18 protein-coding genes are annotated in these 18,283 nt (G+C 67.0%); 11 read left to right on the plus strand and 7 right to left on the minus strand.

The window, feature by feature from the left end; translation table 11 throughout:
* From GU927_RS09270 to GU927_RS09310, 8 genes are all read left to right on the plus strand, one after another.
* Positions 1-2,023: VCBS domain-containing protein (locus GU927_RS09270; RefSeq protein ID WP_217765580.1), on the plus strand; the 2,023-nt coding region annotated here is incomplete at its 5' end.
* Between the two features lie 390 nt (positions 2,024-2,413).
* Positions 2,414-2,827: a MerR family transcriptional regulator gene (locus GU927_RS09275; protein WP_161762171.1), complete on the plus strand. Its 414-nt coding sequence runs from the start codon at positions 2,414-2,416 to the stop codon at positions 2,825-2,827.
* 12 nt (positions 2,828-2,839) lie between these two features.
* Entirely contained in the window at positions 2,840-4,618 is a 1,779-nt protein-coding gene (locus GU927_RS09280) for an acyl-CoA dehydrogenase C-terminal domain-containing protein (RefSeq protein ID WP_161762172.1), read from the plus strand.
* Positions 4,619-4,645: 27 nt separating this feature from the next.
* Positions 4,646-4,858 carry a hypothetical protein gene (locus tag GU927_RS09285; protein ID WP_161762173.1) on the plus strand — a complete coding sequence of 71 codons (213 nt, stop codon included), beginning with the start codon at positions 4,646-4,648 and terminating at the stop codon, positions 4,856-4,858.
* A 255-nt stretch (positions 4,859-5,113) separates the two neighbouring features.
* A complete protein-coding gene (locus GU927_RS09290; protein WP_161762174.1) occupies positions 5,114-5,749 on the plus strand; it encodes a glutathione S-transferase family protein in 636 nt (211 codons plus the stop codon).
* An 11-nt stretch (positions 5,750-5,760) separates the two neighbouring features.
* Entirely contained in the window at positions 5,761-6,972 is a 1,212-nt protein-coding gene (locus tag GU927_RS09295) for an acetyl-CoA C-acetyltransferase (RefSeq protein WP_161762175.1), read from the plus strand.
* Positions 6,972-7,946 carry a cupin domain-containing protein gene (locus tag GU927_RS20625; protein ID WP_332838499.1) on the plus strand — a complete coding sequence of 325 codons (975 nt, stop codon included), beginning with the start codon at positions 6,972-6,974 and terminating at the stop codon, positions 7,944-7,946. Before GU927_RS09295 ends, GU927_RS20625 begins: the two co-directional genes overlap by 1 nt.
* A complete protein-coding gene (locus tag GU927_RS09310; RefSeq protein WP_161762176.1) occupies positions 7,943-10,129 on the plus strand; it encodes a 3-hydroxyacyl-CoA dehydrogenase NAD-binding domain-containing protein in 2,187 nt (728 codons plus the stop codon). Before GU927_RS20625 ends, GU927_RS09310 begins: the two co-directional genes overlap by 4 nt.
* Here GU927_RS09310 and GU927_RS09315 read toward each other — a convergent pair.
* From GU927_RS09315 to GU927_RS09345, 7 genes are all read right to left on the minus strand, one after another.
* Complete coding sequence (locus GU927_RS09315; RefSeq protein WP_161762177.1) at positions 10,096-10,731, minus strand: Hint domain-containing protein; 636 nt, start codon at positions 10,729-10,731, stop codon at positions 10,096-10,098. The genes GU927_RS09310 and GU927_RS09315 overlap by 34 nt on opposite strands.
* Before the next feature lie 102 nt (positions 10,732-10,833).
* Positions 10,834-11,490 (minus strand): sulfotransferase family 2 domain-containing protein, encoded by a 657-nt coding sequence (locus GU927_RS09320; protein ID WP_161762178.1) that lies wholly within the window; start codon positions 11,488-11,490, stop codon positions 10,834-10,836.
* 222 nt (positions 11,491-11,712) lie between these two features.
* Positions 11,713-12,666, minus strand: coding sequence for a 2-hydroxyacid dehydrogenase (locus GU927_RS09325; protein ID WP_161762179.1), 954 nt, complete (start codon positions 12,664-12,666; stop codon positions 11,713-11,715).
* Entirely contained in the window at positions 12,666-12,998 is a 333-nt protein-coding gene (locus GU927_RS09330; RefSeq protein ID WP_161762180.1) for a tRNA-binding protein, read from the minus strand. The genes GU927_RS09325 and GU927_RS09330 overlap by 1 nt, the downstream gene beginning before the upstream one ends.
* Positions 12,995-13,798 carry a pyrroline-5-carboxylate reductase gene (gene proC, locus GU927_RS09335; RefSeq protein WP_161762181.1) on the minus strand — a complete coding sequence of 268 codons (804 nt, stop codon included), beginning with the start codon at positions 13,796-13,798 and terminating at the stop codon, positions 12,995-12,997. Before proC ends, GU927_RS09330 begins: the two co-directional genes overlap by 4 nt.
* A gap of 31 nt (positions 13,799-13,829) precedes the next feature.
* Complete coding sequence (locus GU927_RS09340; protein ID WP_161762182.1) at positions 13,830-14,333, minus strand: type III secretion system chaperone family protein; 504 nt, start codon at positions 14,331-14,333, stop codon at positions 13,830-13,832.
* Between the two features lie 413 nt (positions 14,334-14,746).
* Positions 14,747-15,028 (minus strand): accessory factor UbiK family protein, encoded by a 282-nt coding sequence (locus GU927_RS09345; protein WP_161762183.1) that lies wholly within the window; start codon positions 15,026-15,028, stop codon positions 14,747-14,749.
* A 442-nt stretch (positions 15,029-15,470) separates the two neighbouring features.
* Between GU927_RS09345 and lgt the strand changes: the two genes are divergently transcribed.
* From lgt to pgeF, 3 genes are read left to right on the plus strand one after another with little or no spacing between them, the layout of a single operon-like run.
* The gene (gene lgt, locus GU927_RS09350) at positions 15,471-16,352 is read left to right on the plus strand and encodes a prolipoprotein diacylglyceryl transferase (RefSeq protein WP_161762184.1); all 882 of its coding nucleotides are present in this window, start codon (positions 15,471-15,473) and stop codon (positions 16,350-16,352) included.
* Positions 16,349-17,422 carry a class I SAM-dependent methyltransferase gene (locus tag GU927_RS09355; RefSeq protein WP_161762185.1) on the plus strand — a complete coding sequence of 358 codons (1,074 nt, stop codon included), beginning with the start codon at positions 16,349-16,351 and terminating at the stop codon, positions 17,420-17,422. The genes lgt and GU927_RS09355 overlap by 4 nt, the downstream gene beginning before the upstream one ends.
* Positions 17,415-18,164: a peptidoglycan editing factor PgeF gene (gene pgeF, locus GU927_RS09360; RefSeq protein ID WP_161762186.1), complete on the plus strand. Its 750-nt coding sequence runs from the start codon at positions 17,415-17,417 to the stop codon at positions 18,162-18,164. Before GU927_RS09355 ends, pgeF begins: the two co-directional genes overlap by 8 nt.
* The last annotated feature ends 119 nt before the right edge of the window (positions 18,165-18,283 follow it).

Consider the following 18,283-nt stretch of genomic DNA (forward strand, 5'->3'; position numbering starts at 1 on the left):
CACCCTCACCGTCACATCGCTCGACGGCACCGCGACGCAGACCATCACCGTCACCGTGAACGGCGTGAACGACCTCGCCACGATCTCGGGCAACGATGCGGGCGAAGTGACCGAGGATGACACCGGCGCCGCCTCCGTCTCCGGCACCCTCTTGGTCAGCGACGCCGACACCGGCGAGGCTGGCTTCCAGGAGCCGGCCGCCGCCGATCTGGTCACCGACTACGGCACCTTCACCTTCAACACCACCACCGGCGCGTGGACCTTCAAAATCGATAACGAGGCGGCCCAGTCCCTCGGCGACGGCGACAGCGAGGACGTCACCCTCACCGTCACATCGCTCGACGGCACCGCGACGCAGACCATCACCGTCACCGTGAACGGCGTGAACGACCTCGCCACGATCTCGGGCAACGATGCGGGCGAAGTGACCGAGGATGACACCGGCACCGCCTCCGTCTCCGGCACCCTCTCGGTCAGCGACGCCGACACCGGCGAGGCTGGCTTCCAGGAGCCGGCCGCCGCCGATCTGGTCACCGACTACGGCACCTTCACCTTCAACACCGAAACCGGCGAGTGGACCTTCGCCATCGACAACGACAATGCACAGCTCCTCGGCGCCGGCGACAGCGAGGACGTCACCCTCACCGTCACATCGCTCGACGGCACCGCGACGCAGACCATCACCGTCACCGTGAACGGCGTGAACGACCTCGCCACGATCTCGGGCAACGATGCGGGCTCGGTGACCGAAGACGGCACCGCCTCCGTCTCCGGCACCCTCTCGGTCGCGGATGCCGACGACGGCGAGGCGGGCTTCCAGGAGCCGGCCGCCGCCGATCTGGACACCGACTACGGCAGCTTCACCTTCGACGCCGGAACCGGCGCGTGGACCTTCACCATCGACAACGCCGCCGCGCAGTCGCTGGGGGCGGATGACTCCAAGGACGTCACCCTCACCGTCACATCGCTCGACGGCACAGACACGCAGACCATCACCGTCACCGTCACCGGCACCAACGACGCGCCCGTGATCACCAACTCCAACACCACCGCCTCGGTGACCGAGGATGCGGCGACGAACAAGGTGTCGGGCACGCTGTCCATCACCGATGCCGATGCGGGCCAGGCTGGTTTCGCGTCGACCTCGTCGCTGAACGGCACCTATGGCACGTTCACCTTCGATGCCGCGACGAAGGGCTGGACCTACACCCTGAACAACAGCCTCGCGGCGACGCAGGCCCTCACCGCATCGGACGTGAAGACCGAGACGCTGAAGGTCACTTCCACCGACGGGACCACCTTCGACATCAACGTGACGGTGAACGGCGCGGCAGAGCCGGTGACGACGCCCACGACGACGGCGGCTGTAAGTGGAACGACCGCTGCCAACGGGCAGACCGACGTGAACGATATCAGTGGAACAGGCGGACCCAACACGACTGCGACCGCCGGTAACGACAACCTTCGTGACGCGAACAACACCGACGGCACGATCAGCGGTGGCGCGGGCAATGATGACATCTACGGCCGCAACGGAAACGACGTGCTGAACGGCGACGGTGGTAACGACCGCCTGTACGGTTCGACCGGCAATGACGTACTGAACGGCGGCTCGGAGAATGACCAGCTGTTCGGCGGCTCCGGCAACGACACCATGAACGGAAACGACGGAAGCGATGCCCTTACCGGAGGTTTCGGTGCCGACTCCGTAACCGGCGGCACGGGCGCAGACCGCTTCATCTTCATCTCTCTCAACGACAGCGGCGACACCATCACCGACTTCAATGCCGCGGACCCGGACAAGATCGTGCTGACGAGTATCGATGCCAACGGCGCTGTGGCTGCGGATCAGGCCTTCAACTGGGGCGGCACCACCGCCACGGCCAACGGCCTGTGGTATGCCAACAATGCCGACGGCACGTCGTCGACCTTCTATGCCGACACGGACGGCAACACGTCGACGGCCGAACTCTGGTTCATCGTCAACGGCACCTCCTTCAGCAGCGGCAGCTTCGACCTCTGACGCGACGACACACGCATCCCGAAAGGCCCCGCCCCCGTGGCGGGGCCTTTTCCTTTGCGCATCAATGCCCGCCCCGCCGGAACCCGTCCCCGCCCCGCCCGTTCCCCTTGGCCCCAACGTCAAAGGAGACACCCATGCGCGGCATCCTCGCCTGGCTGATCGGCATCCCGATCCCCATCATCATCATCCTCTACTTCCTCGACGTATTCTGACCCCCTCAAGCCCCCTGCAGGGCCCGCCCCCGCGCGCGGCGCTGCATCCCCCGCCCGACCCCGCGTCACCCGCCGCCGTGACGCCACGTTACGTTTACCTTCGCGTCAACTTGTCTGCTAACCTGCCCGCAACGCACCAGATTCCGGCCATCCCGCCGACCACCGGACAGGCACCGACATGACCGCCGACACGACCAACAGAGACGACCACCTGACCATCCGCCAGATGTGTGACGCCTTCGACGTCACCCCCCGCACCCTGCGCTTCTACGAGGCGAAGGAACTCCTCTCCCCCCTCCGCCGGGGCACGGCCCGCTTCTACACCTACCGCGACCGCGCGCGGCTCAAACTCATCCTGCGCGGCAAACGCTTCGGCTTCTCGCTCGAGGATATCCGCCAGCTTCTCGACATGTACGACCGCGACGGCGGCCAGCAAGAGGCGCAACTGCGCCGCACCTATGACCTCGCCCGCGACCGCCTCGCGCAGATGGAACGCCAGCGCGCCGAACTGGACGAGGCGATTGCAGACCTCAAGGACCAGATCGCCTGGGGGGAAAGTGTGCTTTCCGCCTTCCGCAAGGCCGCCGAATAAGGAGACGACAGGATGCCCAGCTACACCGCCCCCGTAAAGGACATGCAATTCGTCCTGCATGACCTGCTGAACGTCACCGCCTCCGACATTCCCGGCTATGCCGATCTCGACGCCGCCTTCACCGCCGCCGTGCTGGAAGAGGCGGGCAAACTGGCGACCGACGTCCTCGCCCCGCTCAACCCTGTGGGCGACCGCGAAGGCTGCACCCTCGAAAACGGCATCGTCCGCACCCCCACCGGCTTCAAGTCCGCCTTCGACCGGCTCCGCGACGGCGGCTGGACCGCGCTCGACTGCGACCCCGACTATGGCGGTCAGGGTCTGCCCTACCTCATGGGCACCGCCGTGGGCGAAATCCTCGTCTCGGCCAACATGGCGCTGAACATGTATCAGGGCCTGACCCACGGTGCCTATTCCGCCATCCACGCCCATGGCACGCCGGACCAGAAGGCGACCTTCCTGCCCCGCATGGTGTCCTGCCAATGGACGGGCACCATGAACCTGACCGAACCGCATTGCGGCACCGACCTCGGCCTCATGCGGACGAAGGCCGAACCGCAACCCGACGGCAGCTACCGCATCACGGGGCAAAAGATCTTCATCTCCGCCGGCGAACACGACATGGCGGAAAACATCATCCACCTCGTGCTGGCCAAGGCCCCGGGCGGCGGCGAAGGCACCAAGGGCATCTCCCTCTTCATCGTGCCCAAATTCCTCGTGAACCCCGACGGCACCCTGGGCAACCGCAACGCCCTCTCGGTCGGCAAGATCGAACACAAGATGGGCATCCACGGCAACGCCACCTGCGTGATGAACTATGACGGCGCGACGGGGTATCTGCTGGGCGAGTTGCACAAGGGCATGCGCGCCATGTTCACCATGATGAACGAAGCCCGCATCGGCGTCGGCGTGCAGGGCTATGCCGTGGCCGAGGCCGCCTATCAGAACGCGCTCGCCTACGCCAAGGACCGCCTGCAGGGCCGCGACGTGACGGGGGTCAAGAACCCCGACGGCCCCGCCGATCCGCTGATCGTCCACCCCGACATCCGTCGCAACCTGATGGACCAGAAATCCTTCGTCGAAGGCGCCCGCGCCTTCACCTTCTGGGGTGCCTCGCTGATCGACCGCGCCCACCGTACGGGCGACGCCTCTGCCGAAGGGCTCATCTCGCTGCTCACCCCCGTCATCAAGGGCTTCCAGACCGACCGCGGCTTCGACATGGCCGTGGCCGCGCAACAGGTCTATGGCGGGCATGGCTATATCGAAGAATGGGGCATGTCCCAATTCGCCCGCGACGCCCGCATCGCCATGATCTACGAAGGCGCCAACGGCATCCAGGCGCTGGACCTCGTGGCGCGCAAACTGGCCGCCGACGGCGGCAAGCACGTCATGGCCTTCTTCGACCTCGTCAAAACCTTCCTCAAGGAAAACGAAGGCGACGAACGCCTGAAGGCGGGCTTCCTCGACCCCCTGAAAAACGCCTCCAAATCCCTGCAGGGCGCGGCCATGTATTTCATGCAGAACGGCATGAAGACCCCCAACGCCGCACTGTCGGGCAGCTACGACTTCATGCACCTGATGGGCCATGTCTGCCTCGGCCTGATGTGGGCGCGCATGGCCAAGGCCGCCTATGCCGCCCTCGACGCGGGTGCCCCCGACCGCGACTTCTACGAATCGAAGATCGCCACCGGCCGCTACTACATGGCCCGCCAGCTCCCCGCCTGCGCGATGCACCTCGCCCGCATCGAATCCGGCGCGGAACCGGTGATGGCCCTGAAGGCAGAGGCGTTCTAGGCTGGGCCGAACAGACAGGAGACCGCCATGCCCAAACGCTTCCGCCTCACCCGCCGCTTCCCCGTCGCCATGACGGAAGACGGCTACCGCAAGCTCAAACGCTTCGCGACCGAGGCGGGCCTCGACGAAGGCGAGGCGCTCTCCTTCCTGTTCGAGAATTTCGACAGCGTGACGGACAAGGACACCCTCACCCACCGCCTGCGCCTGTTCAATTCCGAACTCGAAGACCGCAAGCGGTGACGCGGGTGGACAGGGAAGATTTGGGTATTTGGACCGAGATGAAAACCAGGGCGCACGCTGCGCCCCGAGCCTAGGGTCTGGTTAACCTTCGGGGCAGGACGCAGCGCTTCACCTCGGGCGGCCATCGGCTCCCCAGCCTGTACCGCAGGGGCAAGACTGGGAAGAAAAGATGAAGAAACCGTTTCTTCATCTCGGAAAAAATACCCTCGGGGTCCGGGGGTGAAGCCCCCGGGTGGCGGGCACAGGGAGGAACGGATGGGAATGAAGCTCCACTGCTTCGGCGAAAGCGGCAACGCCTACAAATGCGCCCTTGCCCTGACCCTGACGGGGCAGGACTGGCAGCCCGTCTTCGTTGATTTCTTCAGCGGCGAAACCCGCACCCCCGCCTTCCGCGCGCTCAATCCGATGGGCGAGGTGCCGGTGATGGAGGATGGCGACACCATCCTCACCCAATCCGGCGTGATCCTCGACTACATCTCCTCGAAAACCGGCCAACTCGGCGGGCGCTCGGCGGCGGAACGGCGCGAGGTGCTGCGCTGGCTCTTCTGGGACAACCACAAACTGTCCACGCAGGTGGGCACGACCCGCTTCCTGTCCAACTTCATCCCCGAAACCAAACGCCCCGAAGGCGTCATACCCTTCCTGCAGGCCCGCCTGAAATCCGCCTACACCGTGCTGAACGACCACCTCTCCACCCGCCAATGGATCGTGGGCGACGCCCCCACCATCGCGGACCTGTCCTGCGCCTCCTACCTCTATTACCCCGAACCCTTCGGCTTTTCCCGCGCCGACTGGCCCCACATGGACCGCTGGCTGGACGGCATCTCCGCGCTGCCCGGCTGGAAACACCCCTACGACATGATGCCCGGCAACCCCTCGCAACGGGCATGAAGGAGACGACGATGACCGACGCCTATATCTACGACGCCATCCGCACCCCGCGCGGCAAGGGCCGCCCCGACGGCGCCCTGCACGAGGTGACCTCCGTCACCCTCTCCGCCCGCATCCTCGACGCGCTGGCGGAACGGAACGGGCTGACCGGCCACGCGGTCGAAGACGTCATCTGGGGCAACGTCACACAGGTGGGCGAACAGGGCGGCTGCCTCGCCCGCTCTGCCGTCCTTGCCTCCGGCCTCGACCAATCCATCCCCGGCCTTGCCATCAACCGCTTCTGCGCCAGCGGAATGGAAGCCGTGAACCTCGCCGCCAATCAGGTGAAGGGCGGCGCGGGCGCGGCCTATATCGCGGGCGGGGTGGAAATGATGGGGCGTGTGGCGATGGGCAGCGACGGCGCCGCCATCGCGGTGGACCCCTCGCTCGCCATGAAGACCTATTTCGTCCCGCAAGGCATCAGCGCCGACATCATCGCCACCGAATACGGCTTCACCCGCGATCAGGCCGACGCGCTCGCCGTGGAATCCCAGCGCCGCGCGGCCGAGGCATGGGCCGCAGGCCGCTTCGCCAAATCCATTGTCCCGGTCAAGGACCAGAACGGCCTGACCATCCTCGCCCATGACGAATACATGCGCCCGGGAACCGACATGCAGGCGCTCGGCGCGCTGAAACCCAGCTTCAAGGACATGGGCGAAGGGATGCCCGGCTTCGACAAGCTGGCGCTGATGAAATACCCCCATCTGGAACGGATCGACCATATCCACCATGCCGGCAACTCCTCGGGCATCGTGGACGGGGCCGCCGCCATCCTCATCGGCAACGCCGACTTCGGCCGCGCCCACGGCCTCAAACCCCGCGCCCGCATCCGCGCCACGGCCAAGATCGGCACCGACCCGACCATCATGCTCACCGGCCCCGTCCCGGTGACCGAGAAAATCCTCCGCGACAGCGGCATGGGCATCGCTGACATCGACCTCTTCGAGGTGAACGAAGCCTTCGCCTCGGTCGTGCTGCGCTTCATGCAGGCCTTCGACGTGGACCCCGCCAAGGTCAACCCCAACGGCGGCTCCATCGCCATGGGCCACCCCTTGGGCGCGACGGGGGCCATCATCATCGGCACACTGCTGGACGAACTGGAACGCACCGGCAAATCCACCGGCCTCGCCACGCTCTGCATCGCCTCCGGCATGGGTGCCGCCACCATCATCGAGAGGGTGTGATGCCGAAGCTCGACCTCGCCTCCGTCCCGGTCAAGACCGGCTCCATCTACCCCGCGCCCTATGCGGCGATGATGGCGGGCCGGTCCTCCCTGCGGCTGGGCGAGGCGGGGGGCCTTACCCATTTCGGCGTCAACCTCGTGACGCTGGACCCCGGCGCGATGTCGTCGCTGCGCCACTGGCACGCGCAAGAGGATGAATTCGTCATGGTGCTGGAAGGCACCTGCACCATGGTCACCGACGCGGGCGAGGAAGAGATGCACCCCGGCGACTGCGCCGCCTTTCCGGCGGGCCGCGCGGACGGGCACCATTTCCTCAACCGGACCGACCGACCCGCGCGCTTCCTCGTCATCGGAACGAAAGCCGCGCGCGAGGTCGCCACCTATTCCGACGTGGACCTGATGGTCACGATCGACGGGAAAACCGCCACCTTCACCCGCAAGGACGGCACGCCCTTCGTCGCCGACGACCGCGACACTCTCCCTCCCCCGCCCGCGGGGGAGGGTCGGGGTGGGGGTCGCAAACTCACTCCGCCCGCATGGGCCACCGACAACCCGACCCACCCCATCCTCGGCCCCGGCCCCGGTCCCTACAGCTACCAGCTCCTCTCCGACCCCGGCGGCCTGACGCAATTCGGTGCCTTCCTCGAAGAACTCCCCCCGGGCAGCCGCTCTGGTCACCATCACTGGCATGAAAACGAAGACGAAATGGTGATCCTCCTGTCCGGCACCCTCACCCTCGTCGAAGACACCGAAACCCCCATGCAGGCAGGCGACGTCGCCGCATGGCCCGCAGGCCACCCCATCGGCCACCGCCTCGACAACCGCAGCGCGGAAGCTGCCCGCTATCTCGTCATCGGCACCCGCCGCCAGACGGACCGCATCCATTACACCGACCACGACCTGATCACGGAAAAGGACGGCCCCGCGCGCCGCTACCTGCACCGCGACGGCACCCCTTACGGAGACGCGAAATGACCGACTTCACCTATGCGCTCGACGCCGACGGCGTCGCCACCATCACCTGGGACGTCAAGGCGAAGTCCATGAATGTCATGTCCACCGACGGCTTCGCCCTGCTGGACAGCCTGATCGACCGCGCACTGTCAGACGCCGCCGTAAAAGGCGTCATCCTCACTTCCGCCAAGAAGGACTTTGCCGGCGGCATGGACCTGAACGTCATCGCCCGGATGCGCGCGGGTGGCGCCGAAGCCATCTTCAACGGCGTCATGCAGATGCACGCCGTCCTGCGCAAGATCGAACGCGCCGGCATGGACCCCAAGACGAAGAAGGGGGGAAAGCCCATCGTCGCGGCCCTCCCCGGCACGGCGCTCGGCATCGGCTACGAACTCCCCCTCGCCTGCCACCGCATCATCGCGGCGGATAACCCGAAGGCCAAGATCGGCCTGCCCGAAATCATGGTGGGCATCTTCCCCGGCGCGGGCGGCACCACCCGCCTCGTCCGCAAACTGGGCGCGATGATGGCCGCGCCCTTCCTGCTCGAAGGCAAACTCTCCGACCCGAAATCCGCCAAGGCGGCGGGCCTGATCGACGAAGTCGTGGCCCCCGAAGACCTGCTCACCCGCGCGAAGGAATGGGTCCTCACGGCCAAAGACGCCGACCTCGTCAAACCCTGGGACGACAAGGGCTACAAGATGCCCGGCGGCGCCCCTTACCACCCCGCGGGCTTCATGACCTTCGTCGGCGCCTCCGCCATGATCATGGGCAAGACGATGGGCGTCTACCCCGCCGCCAAGGCCCTGCTCTCTGCCGCCTATGAAGGCGCCCTCGTCCCCTTCGACACCGCGCTCAAGATCGAGGCGCGCTGGTTCACCTCCGTCCTGATGAACCCGTCCTCCAGCGCCATGATCCGCTCGCTCTTCATCAACAAGGAGGCGCTGGAAAAAGGCGCGAACCGCCCCAAGGTGGCCGATCAGACCGTCCGCAAACTCGGCGTCATTGGCGCGGGCATGATGGGCGCGGGCATCGCCTATGTCAGTGCGAACGCAGGCATCGACGTGGTTCTGATCGACTCCACGCAAGAGGCGGCGGACAGGGGCAAATCCCATTCCGCCGACCTCCTCGACAAAGGCATGAAGCGCGGCAAGGTCACGGCAGAGCGCAAGGAAGAAACCCTGTCACGCATCACCGCCACCACCGACTACGCCGCCCTGTCCGGCTGCGACCTGATCGTCGAGGCCGTCTTCGAAGACCCGAAGGTCAAGGCCGACGTCACCGCCAAGGTCGACGCCGCCACCGGCGCGGCGACGATCTTCGCCACCAATACCTCCACCCTTCCCATCACCTCGCTGTCCAAGGCCAGCGCGCGGCCCGCCAACTTCATCGGCATCCACTTCTTCTCGCCCGTGGACAAGATGAACCTCGTGGAAATCATCCGCGGCAAGGACACCTCGGACACCGCCGTCGCCAAGGCGCTGGACTACGTCCGCCAGATCAGGAAAACCCCGATCGTGGTGAACGACGCCCGCTTCTTCTACGCCAACCGCTGCATCATCCCCTATATCAACGAAGGCATCCGCATGGTCGCCGAAGGCGTGGAACCCGCGCTGGTGGAAAACGCCGCCAAACTGGTGGGGATGCCGCTGGGCCCCCTGCAACTGGTCGATGAAACCTCCATCGACCTCGGGGTAAAGATCGCCAAGGCCACCCGCACCGCCATGGGCGACGCCTATCCCGATGGCGCGGTGGATGACGTCCTCTTCCGGATGGCCGATCAGGGCCGTCTGGGCAAGAAATCCAACGCGGGCTTCTACGCCTATGACGCGGCGGGCAAACGCGAGGGGCTCTGGGACGGCCTCGCCACCCAATACCCCGTGGTCGCAGAACAACCCGACCTCACGACCGTCCAGCACCGCCTTCTGATGGCCCAAACCCTCGAGGCCGTCCGCGCCCTCGAACAGGGCGTCCTGACCGACATCCGCGAAGGCGACGTGGGCGCCATCCTCGGCTGGGGATTCGCGCCGTGGTCGGGCGGGCCCTTCTCGTGGCTCGACATCATCGGCGCCCCCCGCGCCGTCGAGATCTGCGACCGCCTGACCGCCACCTTCGGGCCCCGCTTCACCGCCCCCGCGCTCCTGCGCGACATGGCGGCGAAAGGCGACGGCTTCTACAGCCGCTTCTCCGCCGCCAAGGCCGCCTGAGCGGGCGCGTAAAGCCGCGCCCTCTCGCCCTCGCGGATCAGGCCCGCCACCAGTTGGCGGGCCGCAGCCACGTTCAGCGTCATCATCCCCGGCGCGGCAAAGGCATTTGCGGCCAGCGCCCCGGTCCCGCCACAGCCCAGCAGCAAGCTCCGCCCCGCAAAGACCACCTGCGGCCTGTCGAATTGCAGATGCACGATCTCCACCTCGCGCGGGGCGCTCCGCACGATCCCGTTCCAGCCGCACAGCGCCACCGCCGGCACCATGACGAAAGGCTCGCCAAAGACGTCCTCCGCCAGATCGCTCTCCAGCATCACCATCTGCGCGGGCAGCAATTCCACGGGATGGTCATTGTCGAACGCCCCCTCGGGCAGGCAGACCGGCCAGAAGGTCTGCGGCAGGCGCGGTGCCTGCGCCGACCGGAACACCTGTCGCACCACCCGCTCACCCTGTTCAAAGGTCAGCACCGGATCACCCGCTTCCAGATCGCCCGCCTCGACCCAGCCATCCTGCGTGGCCAGACGCAGGCTTGCGGGCAAGCCGTCCACCAGAACGGGCACCGCCGTCTCTTCCCCCTGCACGCCCATGACCGACACGTCCCGCACTCCGGATCAGCATTCCTGCCTGACCTTTTGCCTGCGTGATTTGTCCGCCATCGGGCAAAAGGCGGGCATGTCGCGGAAAGATTGTGTCACGATCCGGCACAATCAGGCCGGATCGAACCCGTATCCGAACCGCGCAATATCCGCCGCGCAGAGCCCCGCCACCAGCGCGGCATCCGCATCCGTGTAATAGCCCCGCCAGTCCCGCGCCCGCGCGCTGTCATTGGCCCGCGGAAATGGCGTGACACGGAACCCCAGATGCGCCTCGAACGGGGCCAGATCCTCTTCCACCGCCTCCAGCCGCGCATAAAGCGTGGCCCGCTCCACCCCGCCCGCATCGCGCATATAGGCGGCATAGGGCCATGCCGCGAAAGCCGCCCGCGTGTCGGGATGGTTCACAAAGGGCGAAAACTCCAGCGCCTTCGCCAGCCCCACCGCCGGATGGTCGAAGGACTGCCCCCGCAGCCAGTGGTAATAGCTGACCATCCGGTCCCACGGATTGCGCACCAGCGTGACGGTGAACATCCCCGCCAACTCCTCCGCGCCCAGAACCCCGTCGAGATCGGCCAGCGTCGAATGTTTCCACAACCGCCCCCGCGGCGTCAGCCCCGCCAGCCGCCCCCGCCGCGCCCGCGCCTTGGGCGTGTCCCCGATCAGGATATCATCCCGCATCGCCCGCGCCTCCAGCGCCAGCGCCAGCGCCGTTCCCCCCGTCTTGGGGATATGGACAAAGACGTAACCCCGCCCGCGCGAGAGGATCACCACCGCCCCCGCAAGCGGAATTTGAACGCAAATTCCGCGCCGGAAATTGCTCGCAATTTCCGCCCCCTCACCTCGCCCGCCAGATCCCTACGCACCTCCGCCCCCACCAACTTCCCCGGCAATCGCGTGCAGTTTCCGCCCCGTCACACCACCCGACAGGTCAGCCGGAAATTGCGTGCAATTTCCGCCGCGATTTCTGCGTGCAGAAATCGCCCCGCCCCGTCAATTCACCCGATTGGGCAACTCCCGCCCCTCCAGATGCGCGATCAGGTTGTCGACCGCCATCATCCCCATATTTTCCCGCACCTCCAGCGCCGCCGTCCCCAGATGCGGCAGGAGCGTCACATTCTCCATCCCCATCAACGCCGCAGGCACCTCCGGCTCGAACTCATAGACATCCAGCCCCGCCCCCGCGATCCGCCCCCCGGCCAAGGCCGCGACCAGCGCCCCCTCATCCACCACATCCCCGCGCGCGATGTTGACGAAGATCCCCGTCCGCTTCATCGCTCCAAACGCCTCTGCCCCGATCAGGTGATGCGTGGCCTTCCCCCCCGGCACCGCCACCACCACGAAATCCTGCCCCATCGCCTCGGCCATCGACACCTGCCGCGCGGGAACCCCCGCATCCTCCACCACCGACCGGTTATGGAACACCACCCCCATCCCGAACCCGTGGTGACAGCGCCGCGCAATCGCCTTGCCGATCCGCCCCATCCCGATGATCCCCACCGTCTTGCCGCTGACATGGGTGCCCAGCATCTGCGTCGGCCCCCAGCCGATCCACTTGCCCGCCCGAAGGATGCGCTCCCCCTCGCCCAGCCGCCGCGCCGTCATCAGGATCAGCGACATCGCGATATCCGCCGTCGCATCCGTCACCGCACCGGGCGTGTTCGTCACCGCCACCCCCGCAGCCTTCGCCGCCTCCACGTCGATATGGTTGAACCCCACCCCGAAATTCGCCAGAAGCCGGCAGCGCGGCGCCGCCACATCCGCGAACACCTCCGCCGAGAACCGGTCCCCCAGCGTCGGCATCACCGCGTCATAGTCCCGCAGCGCCGCCCGCAACTCCTCGCCCGACAGCACCCGCGACTCCGCCTCGCGCGCCATCACCTCGACCCGCGCGCGCAGCGCCGCCATCACCCGCTCCGGCATCCGCCGCGTGACCAGAACCCGCATCAGAACATCCTCCCGCCCAAGGGCACCTCATGCCCCGGTCCGATCAGCACCACCTCGCCCGTCTCATCCGGCAGGCCCAGCACCAGCACCTCGGACACGAACTTCCCGATCTGCCGCGGCGGGAAATTCACCACCCCAAGCACCTGCCGCCCCACAAGCCCCTCCGGCGTGTAGTGCTTCGTGATCTGGGCCGAAGACCGCTTTTCCCCGATCTCCCCCCCGAAATCGACCCACAGCTTGATCGCGGGCTTGCGCGCCTCCGGATACGGCTCCGCCCGCACGATCCGGCCCACGCGGATATCGACCTTCTGGAAATCCTCGTACGAAATCACTTCCCCAACTCCCGCCCGCGATCCGCCGCCGCCTTCACGGCACGGCCCATCAACCCCGGCAATTCCGGCATCAGAACCGCCAGCGCCGCCGCCGTCGTCCCCCCGGGCGAGGTCACATTGACCCTCAACTGCGCCACGCTCTCCCCCGACCGGTGCGCCAGCTCTCCCGCCCCGCTCACCGTCGCCCGCGCCAGCTTCATCGCCACCTCGGGCGACAGCCCCTCCGCCTCGCCCGCCGCCGCCATCGCCTCGATCAGATGGAACACATAGGCCGGCCCCGACCCCGACACCGCCGTCACGGCGTCAATCTGATGCTCGCCCTCCAGCAGCACCGTCTCGCCCACCGCCGCCATCAGCGCCACGGCCAGCCCCATATCCGCATCCGACACATGCGAATTCCGGCACAAGGCGGTAATGCCACGGTTCACCATCGCAGGCGTGTTGGGCATCGTCCGCACGATGGGCGTCCGCGCCCCCAATGCCGCCTCGAAGGCCGCAATCGTCGTCCCCGCCGCGATCGACACGAACAGCGTCGCGCCATTGCCCAAGGCCTGCAGCGCAGGCAGCGCCGCCCCCATCATCTGCGGCTTCACCGCCAGAAGCGCGACGGCAGGCGCCGCAGGCACCCCCTCGTTCAGATGCACCCCCGACGCCTGCAACCACTCCGAAGGGTTCGGCTCGATCACCCAGACCGACCGCGCAGGCACCCCCGCCGCCAGCCATCCGGCCAGCAGCGCCGATCCCATCTTCCCGCATCCCAGAAGAACCAGCCCGTCTTGGGCCACACGCTCCAACGCCATCCGCGTCCCCCGTTGTCAAACAGGGGGCAGGTTAGGCGCGCCCGTAGGCCTCGGCAATGGCGACCTGCATCGCATCGGCGGGGGCACGGTCCCCCCATGCCACCAGCTGGAACGCCGGATAGAACCGCTCCGCCGCGCCCACCGCACTGCCGATCAGCCGGTCGATCTGGTCGGCATTGGCGCATTGCCCCCCCGCCAGCAGCAGACCATAGCGCCAGACCATCAGCTTCTGCTCTTCCCAATAGGTGAAGGCACCGGTCCAGACCATGTCGTTGCAACGGTTGAGCACATCGTAAAGCGCCCCCATCCGCGCCTCCGGCGGCTCCATTTCAAAGGTGCAGATCAGCCGCAGCGTCTCATCCTGCGCCGACCAGGCAAGGGTCAGGCTGTAGGTCCGCCACTGCCCCTCGACTGCCATGGCGATCTGGTCGTCGGTGACACGGTCGAATTCCCAATCGTGATGCGCGGCCAGCGTTTCCACGATGTCGATCGGGTGAAGATCGTCGGTAGAGAGGAAGTCTTCAGCAATCGACATGACCCAAGCCTTATATGAAGCCACCAGCGAAAGCGTTTCCACTAGGGGCTGGGCGTCCGGCAAGCCTCTGCGTTCGCCTGACAAAGGCCATACTAGATATGGTGTCGCAGGTCGGGAAGTCTGTAAAGCGAATTCTGGGCAAATCTTCTGTGGACAAACGATCCACAGCGGACCGCTTCAGAAGGCGCAACGCTAGGGTGGCGGCCGTCACGCCGGGGGGGGCGGGGCGGCCGCCACCCGTGGCTTGGGGCCACGGGCGAAACCCTGCCGTTGTGCATCGGGTCTTCAATCCCAACCGTTCAGGCGCGCGAAGAAACAGGGCCGACGCGCGCCATCCGACACCGCTTGTCACCCTGAAAAACCAAAAAGGCGGCCCGCAGGCCGCCCCTCATCCCGTTACCCGCAAAGGGTACTCACTCCGCCTTCTTCTTCACAGCCTTCGGCGCCGCCTCGGCCAGCTTGGCCTCCAGCACCGCCAGCCGCGCCTCCAGCGCCGCGTTCTCCTCGCGGGCCTTCACGGCCATGGCGCGGGCGGCATCGAACTCCTCGCGCGTGACGAAATCGCGGTCGGCCATCCAGCGGTCGATAAAGCCCTTCATCGCCGTCTCGGCCTCGGTCTTGGCGCCCTGCGCCACGCCCATGGCATTGGTCATCAGCTGCGACATGTCGTCGAAGAACTTGCTGCGCGTCTGCATGATCCGGCCTCCTTGCATCCAGCCCCCTATATGGCCCCCCGCGCCGCAACTCTCAACCCTCCCCGCCTGCTTCATCTCGGCGCAAGTCGGGATGGCGCCCCTGACGCGGCACTCCTCACCCCCTCCTTCATCTCGGCAAAAATACTCTCGGGGGGTGCGGGGGGCAGACGGCCCCCCGCAGCGACGCCAATCCCCCCGCGCAACCCTGTGCACCCACGCACCCTTAACCACGATCCGCCACCCTGCCCTCTCCAAATTTGTATGAACACTTTGCGGTACAGGTTTCGGCACAGGCTCCGGCACAGACCTTTTCGCCCAACCCCTTGAAAACCCCGCGCATCCCGCCCCGTTAACGCGCCGCCGCCCACCACGCCCCGACCGCAGGTTGACATCCCGCCCCCCGCGCCGGAAAACCCCCCACAACCCGCCCGCAGGAGCAGCCATGATCCCCTTCCCCGACATCTCGCCCGAGATCTTCCGGATCGACCTCGGCGGCTTCTCCTTCGCGCTGCGCTGGTACGCGCTGGCCTATATCGTGGGCCTCGTCGCGGGCTGGAAACTCATCGCCCGCCTCGTCTCCACCCCCCGCCTCTGGCCCGCAGGCGCGCCCATGACACCGGCACAGGTGGAAAGCCTGCTGACATGGGTCATCCTCGGCGTCGTCCTCGGCGGCAGGCTAGGGTTCGTGGTCTTCTACCAACCCGCCTACTACATGCAGAACCCGGGCCACATCCTGCGCGTCTGGGAAGGCGGCATGTCCTTCCACGGCGGCTTCCTCGGCGTCGTGGTGGCGGGCATCGCCTTCTGCCGCCTCAACCGCATCCCGATGCTGCCGCTGGCCGACCTCATGGCCATCGTCGCCCCCATCGGCATCGGTCTGGGCCGCCTTGCCAATTTCATCAACGCCGAACTCTGGGGCCGCCCCACCACCCTGCCCTGGGGCGTGATCTTCCCGGGCGAGGCCGCCCAGACCTGCCCCGGCGTGGTGGGCCTCTGCGCCCGCCACCCCTCGCAACTCTACGAAGCCGCCCTCGAAGGCGCCCTCCTCTTCGCAGCCCTCCTTTACGTAACCTACCGGAAAGGTTGGCTTTCCACCCCCGGCCGCATCGCGGGCCTGTTCTTCGCAGGCTACGGCGCCGCCCGTTTCGCGGTGGAATTCGTCCGCCAACCCGACGCGCAATTCGTGACCGAAGGCAACCCGCTCGGCCTTGCCGTCCACGTCGCGGGCTATGGCCTGACCATGGGCCAGATCCTGTCGCTGCCCATGATCCTCGCGGGCCTGTGGTTCATCACCCGCGCCCGCCGCCAGACCGCCCCCGCATGACGGAACTGGCCGAAATCCTGAAGGCGCGCATCCGGGCCACGGGTCCGATGACCCTTGCCGATTACATGGCCGACTGCCTGCTCCACCCGACCCACGGCTATTACGCCACCCGCGATCCCTTTGGCGCACAAGGCGATTTCACCACCGCGCCGGAAATCAGCCAGATGTTCGGCGAGCTCATGGGCCTCTGTCTTGCCCAGACATGGCTCGACCAAGGCTCGCCCGCCCCCTTCACCCTTGCCGAACTCGGCCCCGGTCGCGGCACGCTGATGGCCGACATCCTGCGCGCCACCCGCGCCGTGCCGGGCTTCCACGCCGCTGCCACTGTCACGCTGGTCGAGGCGTCTCCCACCCTCCGCCGGATCCAGCGCACCACGCTCGGCCCCCACCCCGTCACATGGGCCGACACGGTGGAATCCCTGCCCGAAGCCCCCATCTTCCTGATTGCCAACGAATTCTTCGACGCCCTCCCGATCCGCCAATTCACCCGTCAGGGGGGCGGCTGGGCCGAAACCGTGGTGGGCCTGACCGACGACCACCTCACCCTCGGCCGCACGCCCCCCGCCCCCATCGCGGCACTCACCCACCGCCTGACCGACACACGCGACGGCGACATCATCGAAACCTGCCCCGCCGCCGCACCCGTCATGGCCCGCCTCGGCCACCTCATCGCCACCCATGGCGGCGCGGCCATCCTGATCGACTACGGCGATGCGCGCTCCCTCGGGGATACCTTCCAGGCCCTTGAAAACCACCGCTTCACCGACCCCCTGGCCCATCCCGGCAATGCCGACCTGACCGCCCATGTCGATTTCGGCGCCCTTGCCGCCGCCGCCACCCCGGCCAAGGCCAGCCGCCTGATCGCCCAAGGCGACCTCCTCAGACGCCTCGGCATCGACGCCCGCGCCGCCCGCCTTGCTCAATCCCTGACCGGCGACGCCCTGCAATCCCACCTCGCCGCGCATCACCGCTTGACCGACCCGCAGGAAATGGGTTCGCTGTTCAAGGCGCTGGCGATCCACCCGCCCCACCTGCCGCCCCCGCCCGGATTCGACGCCCAAGATGCTTGAAAAGATCACCTCCGACGCGCTCGCCGCCCGCCACGGCTTCTTCACCCGCAAGGGCGGGGCCTCCTCGGGCATCTTCGCGGGGCTGAACTGCGGCCCGGGATCCTCGGATCAGGCCGAGGTGGTGGCGATCAACCGCGCAAGGGTGGCCGAGGCGATGGGCGTCGCCCCCGACCACCTGCTGTCGGTCCACCAGATCCACTCTCCCGACGTGATCCACGTCACCGCGCCGCTTGCCGACAAACCCCGCGCCGACGCCATGGTCACCGCGACACCCGGCCTTGCACTGGGCGTGCTGACCGCCGATTGCCAGCCCGTCCTGTTCCATGACGCTCAGGCGCGCATCATCGGCGCGGCCCATGCCGGATGGCGCGGCACCCGCGACGGCGTGCTCGAGGCGACCGTGGACGCCATGGTCGCCCTCGGCGCCCGCCGCGACAACATCACCGCCGTCATCGGCCCCACCATCAGCCAATCCGCCTACGAGGTCGGCCCCGAATTCTTCGAGAATTTCACCGATGACGACCGCGACAATGCCCGCTTCTTCATCGCGGGCCAGAACGGGCGCTATCTCTTCGACCTGCCAGCCTTCGGTCTGTCGCGCCTGCGCGCGGCGGGCGTGGGCCATGCCGAATGGACCCGCCACTGCACCTATCGCGATTCGGAGCGGTTCTTCTCCTACCGCCGCACCACCCACGCGGCCGAGGCCGATTATGGCCGCCTGATCAGCGTCATCCGCCTCTGATTGCGGCGACAATCCGGCACGGGGCCGCCACGGGATTGTCGCATTTCCCGAAACAATCCCGCGCCATTGTCACGCCCACGGAAACACCCCTGAGATTCCAGACACTTAGACCCCGTTAT

The sequence above is a fragment of the Paragemmobacter amnigenus genome (assembly GCF_009908265.2).
In the GTDB taxonomy this organism is placed as follows: domain Bacteria; phylum Pseudomonadota; class Alphaproteobacteria; order Rhodobacterales; family Rhodobacteraceae; genus Paragemmobacter; species Paragemmobacter amnigenus.